Source organism: Bacillus sp. 7_6_55CFAA_CT2, assembly GCF_000238655.1.
GTDB lineage: Bacteria > Bacillota > Bacilli > Bacillales > Bacillaceae_G > Bacillus_A > Bacillus_A cereus.
In genome coordinates this window covers 1,027,191-1,045,929 of record NZ_JH414708.1, presented here as the reverse complement: position 1 = coordinate 1,045,929, position 18,739 = coordinate 1,027,191, and the positions used below count along the sequence as shown (strand labels likewise).

Genomic DNA, 18,739 nt, shown 5'->3' with positions numbered 1-18,739 from the left:
TCAGTTAAATAAATTGTATAAAGAAGGTGTAAAAATGAAGAATAAAATAAATTTACAAATGCAAAATATAAGCTTTGTTATAATAATGGCTTTAGCAGTATGGTTAAAAACATATCTTATTACGCGATTCAGTTTTGATTTAAAAATCGAGTCTTCAACGCAAGAGCTTATTTTGTTTATTAGTCCTCTAGCCGCATCATTAGCATTTGTTGGATTAGCATTATTTTCAACTGGTGAAAAGCGAAATTATATAGCGCTATGTATTAATTTCTTATTAACAATCGTACTCGTTGGAAATGTAATGTTCTATGATTTTTATAGTGATTTCGTTACATTACCAGTACTTGGACAAACCTCAAACTTTGGACAATTAGGCGGCAGTATTATAGAAATATTAAACTACAAAATTATACTCGCATTCATAGACATTGTTTTCTTCTTTATTTTATTAAAAAAGAAATCATTGGTCTTTAAAACCGAACGTGTAACTCATTCTACACGCTTGTTATACTTTCTTTTAACAATTGGTGTATTCTTTGCGAATCTACATCTTGCAGAAAAAGAGCGCCCTGAATTATTAACGAGATCATTCGACCGAGTAATGCTTGTCAAAAATTTAGGCTTATATACTCACCAAGTATATGACTTAACACTGCAAGTAAAAGCCGGTTCACAAAAAGCGCTTGCTGATAGTAGTAAATTACAAGAAACTGAAAACTACGTAAAAGCAAACCAAAGCGAGCCAAACCCTAATATGTTTGGTGTAGCGAAAGGAAAAAACGTAATTGTAGTCACTCTTGAATCCTTGCAAACCTTCTTAATAGGAGCATCAGTCAATGGGCAAGAAGTTACACCATTCCTAAATGAATTCATAAATGAAAGTTATTACTTTGATAACTTTTTCCATCAAACTGGTCAAGGGAAAACATCCGATTCTGAATTTCTAATCGATACGTCGTTGTATCCATTAAATCGAGGGGCTGTATTCTTCACACACGGTAACAATGATTATACTGCGACTCCAGAAATTTTACGTCAGCAAGGTTATTTCACTTCTGTATTCCATGCGAATAACGCAACATTTTGGAATCGTAATATCATGTACTCTGCTCTTGGTTATGATCGTTACTATAATGAGCTTGATTACAAAATTACACCAGAAACAAATTTAAATTGGGGATTAAAAGATATCGAATACTTTGATCAATCAGTAGATATATTAAAAACTGTTAATCAACCATTCTATGCTCGTTTCCTCACTTTAACAAACCATTATCCATTTACGTATGATGAAGATACAAAATTCATTGAACCATACAACTCTGGTAATGGCGTATTTGATCGTTACATCGTAACAGTACGTTACTTAGACGAATCAATTAAAAAATTTATTGAACGTCTAAAGGCCGAGGGGCTTTACGATGATTCTATTATTGTGTTATACGGTGATCATTATGGTATTTCCGAAAAACATAATCGTGCAATGGCACAGTTTTTAGAAAAAGATCAAATAACAGAATTTGATACTTTAAATTTACAACGTACGCCTTTATATATTCATATTCCTGGACAAACAGAAGGTCAAACTATTTCAAAGCCTACGGGACAAATCGATATGAAACCTACTATTCTAAATTTATTAGGTGTTGATTCTACGAATGATATTCGTTTTGGCCATGATATGTTTTCAGATGAATATACTGGCTTTGTTGTTTTACGTGATGGTAGCTTCGTTACAGATAAGTATGCATACAAAAACAACACTTTCTACGACCGTATAACAGGTGAAATTGTAGATTTACCAAAAAAAGAAGCTCAAGCCCTCATTAAACGTGCCCAAAATGAATTACGAATGTCTGACAAAATTATTGAAGGCGATTTATTACGCTTCTCAGAAAGCAATAAAATTAAAACTGGCGAAGTACAAACTAAAATTAAAGAAACAGAAAAATAATCTATATATGAAAAAGGGAGCAACTTATTACAGTTGCTCCTTTTTACTTTCTTATAACACATCAGATCGTGTATATACAAAATCTGATGTATTTACTTTTATTCTACGCTTGTTTCTAAAGCTACATCTGTATAGGTATTATCATTACCTATATTTAAAATTACTTCACATTGACGCAATCTCAATTCAAAGAGCATGATAGAATCATGATAAACTTCAGGATTTGATTTCATTTTATGTAACATCTCTTGTTTTTCTTGTATTTCTAATTGCGTATTTTCTACAGCTTGCTTTAAGGAGTTAAATGGATTCCTAAAGAATATATGAATATCTCGCTCTTGTGTGTTTTCAAACAGCTCAAATTGCAAGAAAAATTTCTTCATAATAGAAGCCGTTACTTCAGTATAATCTTCATTTTCTACATACTGTTTATATTTGTTATGTAGCATAGATTTATTTTTAGGAAGAACTCCAAATAATTTACCGGCACTTTTTAGTAAAAATTGTGCTGGCGTAAATCGACGTAAAATATTTACTTCATCCATTTGTATTCTAGTCGTCATCCTGTCAGTATCTCTGCGCCAGTCATCAAGCACTTTAAAGTCACATTCTAACTGTATTTTATTTTCTCCAAATAGTGAATTAAGCCCTTCACTAAGTTCTTCTAAATACGTTTGACTTTGAAGAAGCTCATTATTAGAAGTTGCAATCCAATTTTGCATAGAAAGAGCAAGATTAGGTAATACAGTTTGTTCTAAATATTTATGCACTCTTTCATTCATTGCTTTATTTAGTTCCGTATCCATGTGCCCGAAATCACTTTCTTCACTAATTAAATTAGAACAGCTCTTTAATATCTTCGGAATATTTTCGGTAAGATCATTTGTAATTTCAGTCTTCATTGAACGATATGATTGTGTAATGAAATGAATTTTTTCCCTTTCAAATGCAGTAAGGTTATTAATGCTACCGTTTAGTTTCACTAGCATATCTTCATTCCAATTAATAGCATCCACCAGGTTATTTTCTTTCTCAACACGTTTCTCCAAAAGATATGTAATTGTTTTTCGAATGAAAAATAATAACTTTTCAGTACGTTCTGCATCGATATTTTTATGATTAAAGTTAAAATGAATAAACTCGATTAAACCATTTAATTGTTGACTACTTGTATATAACGAAGAATAAGGGAAAATTCTCGCATGTGGGAAATATGTGTTTATTCTCGCTGCCGTATCATGTAATACCCTTTTCACTTCTGCTTCACTGTAAATGTTATCGATTTTATTTAATAAGAAATGAATTTGTAAATTTGGCGTATGTTCTTGAATACTTAATAGAATGTCACGTTCTTTATCAGTAAAAGGTGAATCCGCATTCAATACGAACAGTAATTCGTCTACAGAATTTAAATATTCGAATATCTCATCTCTAGTGTCGTTATTTCTATTAAAGCCAGGTGTCACTACAAATGTAAGTTTATTTTCATTTAAAAATCTGCATGGTAATTTAAATTCAACACACGCTCTATCTCTATATGTTTGATGGTGCTGAGACATCATATTATGGTAATCAGTGATATCTTCCGTTGTTGTAATTGCTGAGTCTGTTATAGCGTTTATTTCTATATGAGCATCATTTTTTAAAACTACTACATTTGAAATTGATTTTTCTAATATATTTTCTCCTAATATAGAGTTAATAAATGTAGTTTTTCCGTTCCCTGAAGTTCCCGTTACTAAAATACGATTTGTTCTTAAATCTGCGAGCTCGTCAACTAACCATTTAAATCGGTGACCTATTTCTATATTCTGCTTTTGTGCCCACTGTGTAATAGATTCAAAAAGGTGTAAGCTGTACTCTAAGCCATTTACATGATTAATAGAATGTGACAGTAAGTTTTCCGCATGTTCTATATTTGCTGAATCTATTTTGGAAGGGAAAATCTCATCCCATGCCAATACAGCTGCAGATGGAAATACAGCATAAGATGGATTGACTACCTTTAACCAGTTTGCTAACAGATTTGGTATGATATCGTCTAATTGTCTAAGCGTATATTGACCTTGAATTAATGTAAAGTACGTTTCTTCGTAAAGAGCAGAAACTTTGTTCCATATATCGGACGAATGTATTTCAATATGTAAGAAAAATTCATTTATTGTATTAAGCCATAATAAATAATTTGGTTCATCTTTATAACTGTTCCAAAGTGATGAAACCATTTGTGTAAATTGTACTTGATCTACATTATTTAATGTAGCTAATGCATCATAAAAATAGTCTGGTGAAATATGTTTAGTAAACCCTTTATCGATATATCCTTTTAACACCTCAAACCACGGATACGACTCTATTCGAATTAACTCATTCACAGCAAGCTCTACTGCACTATCAAAATCTTGCTGTTCCTCATAAAAGGAACGGGCAATTTTTGTGACATTCGGATAATCAGGATTTAAAGAAACTGCTTCTTTAATAACACCGAAAGCTGAGTCAAAATTATTTTGCTCAATGTAAAGAGAAAGTAATTGTAGTCTAATTTCGGTCATCAATATTTTATTATCAGTAGTAATGGAAGTATAAATATTTTCAGCATATGGTAATTGATTAAGTTCGAAATAAGCATCCGCAATATTTTTTTGTGCCCATGGTGCTAATTCATTACTAACCTTCTCCCATTTAAAAATAGCTGCTTCAAAATCTTGATGACGATAATAAAATTCACCTTGTGCAAAACGAATATAAGACCCATCAGAAATCTCATTTTTTTCTTCGTTTACATAAGCTTGTCCAAGTACGTCAAGAGTTGGTTTTGTTTCATTCTCCATTAGAAATGTTTCATAATACATCTTTTTTATTAATTGTTTTTCTAATCTCATCTTTTCCCCCACTATATCTTGAAAATAAATTTTTAAGATATGTCAATGCTTTTTGTATGTATGCTTTTTATCTTAACAAAGAATATCTTTTGGAAAATTTCATTTTCCTTTCATTTTTCAAGTTAGATTGAATTTTTATGAGAAAAGTTTCAGTTTTTTTTCAATTCCCTTTCAGTTATGAAACAGCATTAAATGTTCCTAATAACCTAATAACACTATAATATTCCACATTATATTATCAGGAAAACCCCATATAAACCATATTATAAAAACAATCTATAATGAATTTATATGCACAATTCACTGTGCTGTTAAACAAAAAAATAACAATAGGAGCCAACATCTATTCATACCATTTCTTTCTCAAATTGTTTTCCTTTAAAATGTTTCATTAGTTATGTAATTAAATTCCATTAACCTATATAAATAACTAGTCCAAAAAATATCTATATGCATATCATGTTATAGTAAAGAATTTAGGAGATCCTAAAAGGAGGCATTTTCATGTTTGAAGATAAATCTAAAATAAATTACCCATATGAATTTACTGAAACTACAACAGTTCCTCTAAAGAACCCCATTGACAAAAAATTCAAAAACGGCACAGGTACACATAACTTCCCAATTAAGAAGCACTATAAAGAGCAAGTTCTATACACTGAAAAAATTAATAATAATAAAAATAAGTAATTGTATAGATCCTTATGACAATTAGCTAAATAAGAAGCAACATTTGGCCATGCATAGTTATTTAGTTAGTAATGATACAATTCATGCACCTTTTAAAAAGTGCTGTATACAGCGCTTTTTTATACATAGATAAATTTAAGTTAACGCAACCAAGAAATACAATACAAAATTACTCCACCATATTCTCGTTTAACAATTAAATCTACATATTAAAAGGGAGCAACAGTAAATGTTACTCCCTTTTGAAATGTAATCTATTCACTCTACATAACCCTCTTAAACATCTTCTCCAACTCATAAGTAGAATGATGCACAAGAATTGGTCTTCCGTGCGGGCATGTGTACGGGTTTGTTGTTGTACGTAGTTCTTCCAGTAAAGCAAATATTTGATCGTTCGTTAAGTATTGATTCGCTTTAATGGATGCTTTACAGCTCATCATAATGGCTGCTTCTTCACGTAACTTTTTAATATCGACTTTTTTTAGTTTAACAACTTGCTCCATCATTTCATCGATGATTTCTGTTTCTTGTCCTTTCGGGAACCATGTTGGATGCGAGCGGACGATAAAGGATTGATGGCCGAATTGTTCTAAAAATAGCCCAACTTTTTTTAGTTCTTCTAACTGTTCTTCGACACGTAAAAATTCAGTAAGAGATAGATCAATACGGTACGGTACAAGTAACTCTTGTACTTCTTGCGCTACCCTTCCTACTTTATCACGGAAGTATTCATAATTAATACGTTCCTGCGCGGCATGCTGGTCAATCATATATAAGCCTTTATCATTTTGAGCGAAAATATATGTTCCATGCATTTGTCCAATTGGATAAAGCGGTGGTAAGTCATTCCCGTTCATTTCAATCTCTTTTATTTCCCGAACTTCTTCTTCTAATTCCTCTAGTTCAAAATCCTCTTCATTACTGTCCCACGATTTCTCTTCTTGAATTGGTTCTTCGATTATCGGTTTAGTGGATGGTTGCCAACTTTGTTCTTCTCTTATGAGCGACTGTGGTGGTTGCCATTCTTGTTTCGGCGGTTGCCACAGTTGTGGTGGTTGTTTCACAGCCTGCGGTTCTTCTTGTTTTGCATCCATGCCAGTTGGTAAAACAATGTCTGGCATAGATGGTTCTTTCGGCTTCGCATGCTCAAACTGGAACTGTTCTTGCACACTTTCGTCTTTTTCTTTTTTCTTCGTTGTTACACCTGCATCTGGAATAAGCTGTATTTTTTTAAATGCAGCTTGCAATGTTTCTTCGATCAGCTTTAGCAATTCTTGTTCTTTACTAAAACGAACTTCTAACTTCGCTGGATGTACGTTAACGTCAACTAGCATTGGATCCATTTCAATCGATAAGAAACCAATTGGATACCGGCCAACTGGCAGTAATGTATGGTATCCTTGCTGAATTGCTTTCATTAATACAAAGTTTCGAACGTAACGACCATTTACAATCGTTGACATATAATTACGAGATGCTCTCGTTACTTCTGGTAATGTTACATAGCCTTTAATTGTAAAGTCTAAAGATTCGGCTTCAATTGGAACAAGCTTCTTCGCAACTTGAATACTGTAAATCGATGCAAGTACTTGTCTTACATCACCGTTACCTGACGTATGAAGCAATTTCTTTTCATTATGAAATAGTTTTAACGATACTTCTGGATGTGACATTGCAATACGATACACGATATCTGTAATATTTCCGAGCTCTGTATGAATGGTTTTCATATATTTAAGACGTGCTGGTGTATTAAAGAATAAGTTTTGTACTGTAATATCTGTTCCTTTTCGGCTCGCAGTCTTCTCTTGCTTTATAATGTCTCCACCTTTAATAATAAGGTGTGTACCAGGCGCATCACCTGTGCTAGTAATTAATTCTAATTCACTAACTGAGGCAATACTTGGCAATGCCTCACCGCGGAAACCGAGTGTTCTTATGCGGAACAGATCGTTTTCATCTTTAATTTTACTCGTTGCATGGCGTTCAAAAGCGACGATACAGTCTTCTTCTGCAATACCATCACCATTATCAATGATACGAATTTTCGATAACCCAGCTTCTTCTAAGTGGATTTCAATAGATGTACTATTCGCATCGATAGAATTTTCCACAAGTTCTTTTACGACTGAAGCAGGGCGCTCTACTACTTCCCCTGCCGCAATTAAGTTAGAGAGTTGGTCATCGAGTTTGCGAATTTCCCCCATCTACTTACTCATCCTTTCTTTAACTTTTTCTGTAAGCGATACAATTCGTTCATCGCTTCTAAAGGTGTCATATCAAGTAAATCGATTTTTTTAATTTGCGCCAGTACTGCTGTTTCTTTTTGATCTAGCAGAGGCTTTTCTTGTTTCTTCGAAGACTGTTCTCCTCCAAAGAAAGATAGTTGCGATTCTTCTTCAGTCTCTACTTTCGTTTCCTGTATTTCTGCTATTTCCTCTTTTACAACTACAGGTTCTGGAGTAGCTTCTTGTACTTTCACTTCTACTCGCTTTGGAATAATAATTTCTTCCTGTCCTTCTAGCTGTGCTAACACTTCTTTCGCACGAGCGATTAGGCTATCTGGAAGCTCCGCAAGTTGCGCAACGTGAATTCCGTAACTTTTATCAGCTGCTCCATCTTGAATTTTATGAAGGAATACTACTTTTCCATTCTCTTCAATTGCTGAAACGTGTACATTTTTCAGTTGATTTAAACTCTCTTCTAACACCGTCAATTCGTGATAATGCGTAGAGAATAACGTTTTTGCACCAATTTGGTCATGAATATGTTCAATAATCGCTTGTGCAAGTGCCATACCATCATACGTAGATGTACCGCGTCCAATTTCATCGAATAAAATTAAACTTCTTTCTGATGCGTTTGCAATTGCATTTTTCGCTTCTAACATTTCGACCATAAATGTACTTTGACCTGAAATTAAATCATCCGCTGCACCAATTCTCGTAAAGATTTGGTCAAATACAGGTAATACTGCTTCTGTTGCTGGTACGAAACAACCGATTTGCGACATAACCGTTACAAGTGCTAATTGTCTCATATACGTACTTTTACCAGACATGTTCGGCCCTGTAATTAAAAAGACATCCATATTCTCTGGCATAATACAATCATTCGGTACATACAATTTCCCGTTCAATACTTTTTCAACAACAGGATGACGACCATCTTTAATAAAGATTTCGCGCTTCGTTGTCAGTACAGGTTTTACAAACTGTTCTTCTTCACTAACTGTTGCAAAACTTTGCAGTACGTCTAATTCACTAATTACTTTCGCTAAATGTTGTAATTTCGGAATAAATACTTTTACTTCTTCACGAAGTGCTGTAAATAAATCGTATTCTAGCTGTACAATTTTTTCTTCAGCTTCTAAGATTAACGTTTCTTTTTCTTTCAGTTCATCTGTAATGAAACGTTCAGCATTAGCAAGCGTCTGTTTACGCTCATAGCGACCTTCTGGAAGTGCTGCAAGATTCGCTTTCGTTACTTCAATGTAGTAACCGAAAATACGGTTGTATCCGATTTTTAATGATTTAATTCCGGTAATATCACGTTCTCTTTTTTCAAGCTCAGCAATCCACGTTTTCCCGTTTTTACTAACGTAACGATATTGATCAAGCTTGTCATTATAACCATCTTTAATAATATCTCCATCTTTAATCGAAAGCGGTGGGTTTTCTTGAATACTTCTTCCTAGTAATTCTGTTAAGCTTTCACATGGATCTGCACCTTGAATTAATCTCGATGCATAAGCGTTATCTAACAAACTAATTGCTTCTAAAATAGCTGGTACTTGAAGCAATGAACGTCTTAATTGTAATAAGTCTCTTGCATTTACGTTACCAAATGCAACTTTTCCTGCTAAGCGTTCTAAATCATATACTTCTTTTAACTTTTCTTTTAAATCTTCACGTAAGAAGTAATCATTTACAAACGTTTCAACCATTTCTAAACGCTCTTCAATTCTTTCTTTCTGTATAAGTGGACGTTCCATCCACTGTTTTAACATACGACCACCCATAGCTGTTTTCGTCTTGTCCAATAACCATAATAGTGATCCTGTTTTTTCTTTCGTTCGAAGTGTTTCTGTCAGTTCTAAATTTCGCTTTGAATGTACATCAATTTTCATAAATTGATTCGTATAATAAATTTCTACTGGTTGCAAATGATCTAAAGAACGTTTTTGCGTTCTTATTACATAGTTAAATAAACGTCCAACTGCTTTAATTAATTTTGCTTGTGAAACATTTTTCACAAGATGTTCTAATCCTTCCGGAATTGCCGTTGCATCTTCATACGAAATCGTCATTTTCAATGTTTCAGTTAACTTGTTTAGTTCATCTTTAGAAAATGAAGAATCAACAACAATTTCTTTCGAACCAGTTGCATACACTTCTAATAAAATATCTTCTACTGAACCAGTCAATAACGTTACTGTATTTTGTCCAGTCGTTAAGTCGTTACAAGCTAAAGCATATGATCCATCTTCAAAATGTGTTAATGCGGCTAAGAAGTTATTTTCTTTCTCATCAATTGTACGCCCTTCCATCATCGTTCCTGGCGTAATTAATTGTACTACTTCACGACGTACTACACCTTTAGCTGTTTTCGGATCTTCTACTTGCTCACAAACAGCTACTTTATATCCTTTTTCAACAAGTTGTTCAATATAGTTTTTAGCCGCATGATACGGTACACCGCACATTGGTATACGTTCACTACTACCGCCATCTCGGCTCGTTAATGTAATTTCAAGTTCATGAGCTGCTTTTACAGCATCCTCAAAGAACATTTCATAAAAATCGCCTAAGCGAAAAAATAAAAAGGCATCTTGATAATCTGCCTTAACCTTTAAATATTGCTGTATCATAGGCGTATATTGAGTCATACTTTTCCTCCATAATTCTTACATGATAATCTATTTTCATATATGTCGCATTTCACGGACACTCTTATCTCCTATTTCAGGAGTCTTTCTTCATTATAACATATTTCATAAAGAATCATGTTCATTCAGCCCCACTTATGTAAAGTAAAAAGCTAGGAAGAACTTCTCCCTAGCTTTCTATTACTCTTCTTCTGCATCAACTATAAAGTTCGGATCTAATTCTTCAAATTCATCATCAGCAATTTGGAAATCATCATCTGATTCTACGCAGCCTTCAGGATTTACACTTACACAAATTTTCGTTTCTCCAACTACTTCTGTTACAAATTCACGTTCTACAGTTACAACAATTTTATTACCATTTGGTGATACAAGTGCTTCTAAACAATTTGGCGGCTGAATAACACGAGCAATAATTTCTAAATCGTCACCAGAAAAGTTTTTATCACGATAACCAATACTTACTTCGTCCGTGTAGTTCACACGTTCTGTTACAACTTCAGTCTTTGTATTTCCATCAAATGAATACCAAGTGTTCACATCATAGAAACCTTCAATTTCCACATGTTTTCCATTCTTTCTTGCTTCGTACGAGTGGTTAATTACCCAGCACCCTAAAATACTTGTTGGCTCATTATTCGATTCACATGTATGCGTTGACTTTGTATACTTACGTCCTTTTCCAACCACTGCTTTTGTAATAATCTCTCTAAATTCGGACATTCGTAACCCTCCTCAATCACTATTCACTTAATCATATGCGTGACAATAGCGGAATGTGTCATTCTTTTTTTGAGAAGAACTTACGTTTAATCCCAAAAAAAAAGAGATGTCAATATGACATCTCTTTAACAACCACAATTTCCTTTTTTACTTTCTACCGCTGCGCCAGTTTCACCCTTTAGTACATCGCCACCAGTTGAAATTAATATTTCATCTGTTACGTTGTTAGAAATTGTACTAGCAACTAACTGTAATAAGTCATTTACGTATGTTTGTGAAGATTTAAATTGTTGTACGACTGGAATACTGTCTAACTTATCTTGCAATGCATCAATTTCAGCTTCTACCTTTTTTAAAGCTTCCCATTTCCCGTAATGTTGCAAGTTTACTGCTTGTTTTTGCAGTGCTTTAATTTCATCGATTGCGCGCTTTACTATTTTCTATTTTTATGAATTTGCGCCTCTGCTTTCTTAAAAAAATCAACTTCTTCTGTTTCAGAAATCATTTTTGCTAATTCTTTCGCTTGTTCAACAATGTCATCTTTCGAATATACTTTCATCTATTATTTCACCTCAATCGGCTCTTCAACTAATTCCCCGTTAAGAGACCAAGTTTTTGCTTCCGTTATTTTCACTTTCACAAGCTGACCAATTAAAGATTTTGAAGCGACGAAGTTTACAAGTTTATTCGTACGAGTATAACCTGCAAGTACTTCCGGATTATTTTTACTTTCCCCATCAACTAACACTTCTACAATTTGACCTTTGTAACGACTATTCTTTTCAATTGCCAACGTATTTACTAGTGTATTTAAACGCTGAAGACGTTCTTTCTTTACTTCCATCGGTACATTATCTTTCATTTTTGCAGCTGGTGTACCTTCGCGAGGAGAATAAATGAATGTAAAGGCAGTATCAAACCCTACTTCACGATATAACGACATCGTTTCTTCAAATTGCTCATCTGTTTCATTTGGAAAACCAACGATAATATCTGTTGTTAATACTACATCTGGAATTGCTTCTTTAATTTTTCTTACAAGTTCTAAATAATGCTCACGCGAATATTTACGTGCCATAATTTTCAGCATATCTGTACTTCCAGATTGAACTGGTAAATGGATATGTTCTACTAGGTTGCCACCTTTTCCAAGCACTTCAATTAAGTGATCATCGAAATCACGTGGATGGCTCGTTGTAAAACGAATACGGGCAATATCAACTTTACGAAGTTCGTCCATTAAATCGCCAAGACCGTATTCTATATCTTCAAAGTCTTTACCATATGCATTTACGTTTTGTCCAAGTAACGTAATTTCTTTATAACCATTTGCAGCTAAATGACGAATCTCTTGGATAATATCTTCTGGACGTCTACTTCGCTCTTTTCCGCGTGTATACGGTACAATACAATACGTACAGAATTTATCACAGCCATACATAATATTTACCCAAGCTTTAATATCACCACGACGTACTTTCGGAAGGTTTTCAATTACGTCACCTTCTTTTGACCATACTTCAACTACCGTCTCTTTCGAGAACATCGCATCTTTTAGAATGTACGGTAGTCTATGAATATTATGCGTTCCAAATACCATATCTACATGCTGATTTTTTTGCATAATTTTATTTACAACAGATTCCTCTTGAGACATACAACCACATACACCAATTAAAAGGTCTGGATTTCTTCGTTTGAGTGACTTTAAATGGCCTAGCTCACCAAACACCTTATTTTCAGCATTTTCACGAATTGCACAAGTGTTTAATAAAACTACATCTGCATCCTCAGTTGAAAAAGTTGGTTCATATCCAAGTGCTGTGAAAATACCTGCCATTACTTCCGTATCATGCTCATTCATTTGACAACCATATGTACGAATATAGAACTTTCTTCCTGTACCAAAATTGCGAAACTCTTCAGGTAAGCCAAAATCCCGTTCAATTTTAACTTCTTCTTTCCCACGCTTTTTCGCATCCTTTAAGGAAGGTGGTTGATATACACTTTCAAAGTATTTACTATAATCTTTCTCTTCTTTTTTCATAGAGGAATTTGCTTGTTGACTTGCTAATCGTTGTTGCTCGTTCATCGGTAATCTCCTTTCACCCTTAACTATACACACTCTATAGTCCATTTTAATGCGCTTAGACTCACCTCAAAAATGGTTAGATAGCTGGAGAGATAACTTGTCCTTTGAAACTTGAGTAATCAATCTAATCATTCATAAGAATGAAGTCTTCCCCACGCAAATAGACATTCCCTTTTTATCATTTCTTGTTGTCCTACCCAAAAGCATATTGCTTTATCCCTATAAACATTACCATAGTATGACGTGTTTCGCCAATCTTAACAATACAAAGGCCTTTTATTACCTTACATTTCATAAGCAATGAACTTGCCATTTTCATACAACGATTTATATATTATTTTATCATTCTGAATTTTCTAAGTAAATAAGGCTACCCTATATTTTGTACATAAAAAAAGGTTGCCAAATCGGCAACCTTTTTTTCTTACATTACATAAATTCAGCAACAAGCTCATCAAACATTTTCTGATCCATATTTAAATCAGATTTCACTAAAGGCTCTTCACTATAGCCTTTAACAAGTTCTTGATATGATGGTTGCTTAGTATTTTGATAAATTAACCCTGTTACTAAACCGTTATTTTCCATTAAAGTTTGCATAGCCATCATGCGATTAGATGGATCATATCCCTCTACTGTGCTTAGTTTCGTTAAGTTCTCTTTAAACCAATCGTAAGTATTTACTTTATTGTAAGTAACACATGGGCTAAATACGTTAATTAATGAAAATCCTTTATGGTTAATACCAGCTTCAATAATTTGTGTTAATTCTTTTAAATCACTCGAAAAGCTTTGCGCCACAAATGTCGCACCAGCTGTTAAGGCCATTTCCATTACATTTAGTGATGGTTCAATTGAACCTTGTGGTGTGCTTTTCGTTTTAAATCCAGCTTCACTACGTGGTGAAGTTTGCCCTTTTGTTAATCCATAAATTTGGTTATCCATTACGATGTACGTAATGTCGATATTACGACGAATAGAATGGATTGTATGTCCCATACCAATCGCAAATCCATCACCGTCACCACCTGAAGCGATAACTGTTAAATCACGATTTGCCATTTTCACACCTTGTGCAATCGGAAGGGCACGACCATGAATACTATGCACACCATATGAATTAATATAACCTGAAATACGGCCTGAACAGCCGATACCAGAAATAACAGCAAGTTCATCTGGATTTAGGCCAACGTTAGCTGCCGCACGTTGAATTGCAGCTTGCACTGAGAAGTCTCCGCAACCTGGGCACCAGTTTGGCTTTACACTGTTACGAAAGTCCTTAAATGTTGCCATTTAATACAACCCCTTTTTTGCATTCGTTGTAAATCTCTTTCGGCAAGAATGGGTTTCCATCATATTTTAAAAGACTAGAAATTTTCTCACCATTACCAAGATTCATTTTCATAATGTTAGCAAGCTGACCTGTTGCATTGTTTTCTACTACTACAACACGCTTCGCCTTTTTCACAAGTGGATCGATTTCAGCTGTTGGGAACGGGTGAATTAAACGCACATGAGCATGGTTTACTTTCATACCCTCTTGTTCTAAACGCGTCATTGCCTCTTCGATCGCACCACGAGTTGAGTTAAATCCAACAAGCAATACGTCTGCTTCTTCATGCTTAACATTTTTATAAACAGGGGTATTAAACTTCAAGTTCTCCATTTTACGGAAACGTTTGTCCATTTGATCTTTACGGTTTATTGCTGATTCCGACGGTTTTCCAGTTTCATCATGTTCTACACCTGTAACATGGTGAACACCATTTTTCATACCAGGTAAAACACGTGGTGAAACGCCGTCTTCTGTTACTTCATAACGCTTGAAGTATGCTTTATTTTCACGTTCTGGTAATTCTGCTTCTAAATCAAGCTTACCACGACGAATTTCCACTTTATCTAATTTAAGTGGTTCTACTGTTTGTTTTCCTAACGAAAGCTGTAAATCTGTTAAGAAAATAACAGGAACTTGATATTCTTCAGATAAGTTAAATGCTTCTACAATGTCATAGAAAGCTTCTTCAACTGTACTTGGCGCCATTACGATTTTTGGAATTTCACCATGCGTACCGTAAATCATCGCCATTAAGTCAGACTGTTCTTGTTTCGTTGGTAATCCTGTACTTGGGCCGCCACGTTGTGTATCAACAATTACTAATGGGGTTTCTGTAATACCCGCTAAACCGATTGCTTCCATCATTAATGAAAGACCAGGACCAGCAGATGCCGTTAATGTACGAACACCAGCATAGTTTGCACCGATTGCCATTGTACAAGCTGCGATTTCATCCTCAGTTTGGATTACTGTTCCGCCGACTTTCGGTAATTTTTTAATTAAGTATTCCATAATTTCTGATGCAGGTGTGATTGGGTATGCTGACATAAAACGAGCACCACCAGCTACCGCACCAAATGCGATTGCATCGTTTCCAATCATAAACATGCGTTTTTTACCATCAGCTTTTTCAAGCTGCATCATGTTTACTTTCTCACCTAGTAATTCTTTCATATATTGAGAGCCGCGTTTAATTGCGTCCATATTCTTTTGAACGACTTGCTCTCCTTTACGACCAAAGATTTCTTCAACAACATCTAAATAAGCTGTTTCATCTAATCCTAATACTGCACTTGATGCTCCAACAGCAACCATGTTTTTCATTAATGATGTGCCTAATTCTGAAGCAATATCTGTAAACGGTATCACATATAGATTTACATCTGTATTGTCAGGTATTGTTGGATTAAATTTCGCATCCGCAACTACAATTCCACCTGGACGTAGTTCGTGGAAATTAAAATCAATTGTTTCTTGGTCAAAAGCAATTAAAATATCTAAATCATCTGAGATCGCTCGTACTTCTGTTGTACTTACACGAATTTTATTATTTGTATGGCCGCCTTTTATACGTGATGAGAAGTGGCGGTAACCGTATAGGTAATATCCTAATCGGTTTAATGCAATACAGAAGATTTCTCCTGTACTTTCAATTCCTTCACCTTGTTGGCCTCCAACTTTCCATGAAAGTTGACTAATCATCTCCTACACCCCTTTTGGCTGCATTCATTGTAGTGTATTTTTTTACAGTAATAGTTTAGCATTTTTTATGCAAATAAACTACAACGGACGCAAATTATGCCTCTTCTGATTTCCCTGAATCTTTAGTATAAAGCTATTTTGTTTTTCATTCTAGTATTAGGTCTTAAAAAAAGCAATAAAATCAAATGAATTAATTTTAATTTTTCTGAATTTTAAATCGGGATTTAAAAACTCATATGTTCTACAAAATTATCATATAAAAATCGTTCTACAGTAGATGCAGCATAGTGTTTACAAAGCTCATTCATTACATTTTCATAATCTCGATACGCTGATACATTTACAACTGTTTCTAAAATCCCATCAAAATCGGAACCAAATCCTATATTGCGCTCTCCACCTAATGAACAAATATATTCGATATGTCTTACTATATCTGCTACATTCGCTTGTTTTTCATTTGTTAGAAACTGCGGTACAAAAGTGACACCAATCATGCCATTTCGCTTTATAAGAGCTTTAAGTTGTTCATCTTTTAAATTACGTGGGTGCTCGCAAAGTTTCATACAATTTGAGTGGGAAGCAATAGGATTTTTTGCAATCTCTATAACATCCCAAAAACTTCTTTCATTCAAATGAGACACATCAGTCCATACATGTAACGTATTCAGTTCTTGTACAACATGTTTACCAAAAGTCGTTAAACCCGCCCCACGTGTCTCTAGCGCACCATCAGCTAAGAGATTGGCATAATTCCATGTTAGTCCAAAAGAACGTATTCCTAGGCGATACAACAACCGTAATTTCATTGCATCTTTTCCAATTGCTTCGCATCCTTCTATTGTTAATATCGCTCCAATCTCGTCCTGTTTTAATATGTTAATATCATCTTTTGTCTGAATAAACTTCACACCTGGTAGGGATAAAATCTCATTATAAAAAATATCTACCATTTGTAATGCTACTTCAAATCGGTTTTCATATGCCACTGTTTCTGGTACATATATAGCAAAACATTGTATACTTCCTTTTCTTCTCTTTAACTGTTCAAATGTAATATGTAATTGTGAATCATCTTTAAAATCCCTTTTCCCTTGTGCACTCCATAACTGAAGAAGCACGTCACAATGAGCATCAAAAATTTTCATTTTCATTCCTCCATTATAAAAACAACCTGTTTGCATACTGCAAACAGGTTGTTTAAACTTAACGAGGTTCTACAATTAATTTTATTGCTGTACGCTCTTCGCCATCAATCATAATATCTGTAAACGCTGGGATACAAATCAGGTCCAAACCACTAGGCGCTACAAATCCTCTTGCGATTGCTACTGCCTTTACAGCTTGGTTCAATGCACCTGCACCAATAGCTTGAATTTCTGCTGTTCCGCGTTCGCGAATAACACCTGCAAGTGCACCAGCTACAGAATTAGGGACCGACGTTGCTTTAACTTTTAATATTTCCATTCCGCGTTTCCTCCTCGTTTCTTTAAAAAGTATTAGCAATTATTTCACTTTAACTTATATTCACGAGGAATGGCGCGTATTCCTGCTAAATTTTCGTAATTTTTCTAAAAAATTAAAATATAATAACTTATCTAAAATTTAACGAAAATTTACTCAAAAAATGGTTGATCATCATTAATTAAAATACGTTCAATTTTCTTTGCTTTTCCTGTATTTGGATCCACATCAATTAACACTGCACTTAATTGCGTTCTACCATTTGTTACTTCAAATCGTACTGGTAAGTTTGTTAAAAACTTCTTCAATACTGCTTCTCTGTCCATACCTAATATTCCGTCATACGGCCCTGTCATCCCAACATCTGTAATGTATGCCGTTCCGCTTGGTAAAATACGGTTATCCGCTGTAGGGACGTGCGTATGCGTACCTACTACTGCTGTAGCACGTCCATCTACATACCAACCTAGCGCTTGTTTTTCACTTGTAGTCTCCGCATGGAAATCAACAAATATAATATTCGTACGTTTTTTCGCAATATTAATTAATTCATCCACTTTACGGAATGGACAATCAATTGGAGGAAGGAAAGTACGTCCTTGTAAATTAATAACTGCAACTTCTGTTCCATTACAGTTCACAAAGATAAGTCCTTTTCCTGGAGTTCCTTCTGGGAAGTTAGCTGGTCTTGCAAGATATTTTGCATCATCGATGAATTCAAATACTTCACGATTATCCCAAGCGTGGTTTCCAAGTGTAACTGCCTGCGCCCCACACTCTAAAAAGTTTCGATATATTTTTTCTGTAATCCCACGGCCACCTGCTGCATTTTCTCCATTAATGATTGTTACTGTAGGTGTATATTTTTTCTTTAATGCCGGTACGTATTGTTGAATCATACCTCTACCAGGAGATCCTACTACATCCCCAACAAATAATATTCTCATATGTCTTACCCTTTCTATGTACTGCATTTTTTATTGCTATAGCATCAAGTAAATTCCTT

12 protein-coding genes and 1 pseudogene are annotated in these 18,739 nt (G+C 34.5%); 2 read left to right on the top strand and 11 right to left on the bottom strand.

Going from position 1 to position 18,739, the window contains the following annotated elements; genetic code table 11:
• Nucleotides 1-34 precede the first annotated feature (34 nt).
• Nucleotides 35-1,954, top strand: a complete 1,920-nt coding sequence (locus tag HMPREF1014_RS05645) for an LTA synthase family protein (protein WP_000791038.1) — start codon at nt 35-37, stop codon at nt 1,952-1,954.
• A gap of 98 nt (nt 1,955-2,052) precedes the next feature.
• Here HMPREF1014_RS05645 and HMPREF1014_RS05640 read toward each other — a convergent pair whose 3' ends face one another.
• On the bottom strand, nt 2,053-4,836 hold the full coding sequence (locus HMPREF1014_RS05640; RefSeq protein ID WP_001235303.1) for a dynamin family protein: 2,784 nt from the start codon (nt 4,834-4,836) through the stop codon (nt 2,053-2,055).
• A gap of 504 nt (nt 4,837-5,340) precedes the next feature.
• Between HMPREF1014_RS05640 and HMPREF1014_RS05635 the strand changes: the two genes are divergently transcribed.
• The gene (locus HMPREF1014_RS05635; protein ID WP_000461138.1) at nt 5,341-5,526 is read left to right on the top strand and encodes a hypothetical protein; all 186 of its coding nucleotides are present in this window, start codon (nt 5,341-5,343) and stop codon (nt 5,524-5,526) included.
• Between the two features lie 263 nt (nt 5,527-5,789).
• Here HMPREF1014_RS05635 and mutL read toward each other — a convergent pair whose 3' ends face one another.
• The 10 genes and pseudogenes from mutL to ymdB form a co-directional block, all read right to left on the bottom strand.
• A complete protein-coding gene (gene mutL, locus HMPREF1014_RS05630; RefSeq protein WP_000503928.1) occupies nt 5,790-7,733 on the bottom strand; it encodes a DNA mismatch repair endonuclease MutL in 1,944 nt (647 codons plus the stop codon).
• A gap of 8 nt (nt 7,734-7,741) precedes the next feature.
• The gene (gene mutS / locus HMPREF1014_RS05625; protein ID WP_000196029.1) at nt 7,742-10,414 is read right to left on the bottom strand and encodes a DNA mismatch repair protein MutS; all 2,673 of its coding nucleotides are present in this window, start codon (nt 10,412-10,414) and stop codon (nt 7,742-7,744) included.
• Between the two features lie 180 nt (nt 10,415-10,594).
• Nucleotides 10,595-11,137, bottom strand: a complete 543-nt coding sequence (gene cotE, locus HMPREF1014_RS05620; RefSeq protein WP_001288799.1) for an outer spore coat protein CotE — start codon at nt 11,135-11,137, stop codon at nt 10,595-10,597.
• Nucleotides 11,138-11,262: 125 nt separating this feature from the next.
• Nucleotides 11,263-11,696: pseudogene (locus tag HMPREF1014_RS05615) on the bottom strand (YlbF/YmcA family competence regulator).
• Between the two features lie 3 nt (nt 11,697-11,699).
• Nucleotides 11,700-13,229 carry a tRNA (N6-isopentenyl adenosine(37)-C2)-methylthiotransferase MiaB gene (gene miaB, locus HMPREF1014_RS05610; RefSeq protein WP_001005375.1) on the bottom strand — a complete coding sequence of 510 codons (1,530 nt, stop codon included), beginning with the start codon at nt 13,227-13,229 and terminating at the stop codon, nt 11,700-11,702.
• A 429-nt stretch (nt 13,230-13,658) separates the two neighbouring features.
• Nucleotides 13,659-14,525 carry a 2-oxoacid:ferredoxin oxidoreductase subunit beta gene (locus HMPREF1014_RS05605; RefSeq protein WP_000190155.1) on the bottom strand — a complete coding sequence of 289 codons (867 nt, stop codon included), beginning with the start codon at nt 14,523-14,525 and terminating at the stop codon, nt 13,659-13,661.
• A complete protein-coding gene (locus tag HMPREF1014_RS05600) occupies nt 14,512-16,269 on the bottom strand; it encodes a 2-oxoacid:acceptor oxidoreductase subunit alpha (protein WP_000625417.1) in 1,758 nt (585 codons plus the stop codon). Before HMPREF1014_RS05600 ends, HMPREF1014_RS05605 begins: the two co-directional genes overlap by 14 nt.
• Before the next feature lie 224 nt (nt 16,270-16,493).
• Complete coding sequence (locus tag HMPREF1014_RS05595) at nt 16,494-17,417, bottom strand: dipeptidase (protein ID WP_000688036.1); 924 nt, start codon at nt 17,415-17,417, stop codon at nt 16,494-16,496.
• 58 nt (nt 17,418-17,475) lie between these two features.
• Nucleotides 17,476-17,736: a stage V sporulation protein SpoVS gene (spoVS, locus tag HMPREF1014_RS05590; RefSeq protein WP_000404341.1), complete on the bottom strand. Its 261-nt coding sequence runs from the start codon at nt 17,734-17,736 to the stop codon at nt 17,476-17,478.
• 149 nt (nt 17,737-17,885) lie between these two features.
• Nucleotides 17,886-18,680: a 2',3'-cyclic-nucleotide 2'-phosphodiesterase gene (ymdB, locus tag HMPREF1014_RS05585; protein WP_001221095.1), complete on the bottom strand. Its 795-nt coding sequence runs from the start codon at nt 18,678-18,680 to the stop codon at nt 17,886-17,888.
• Nucleotides 18,681-18,739 lie beyond the last annotated feature (59 nt).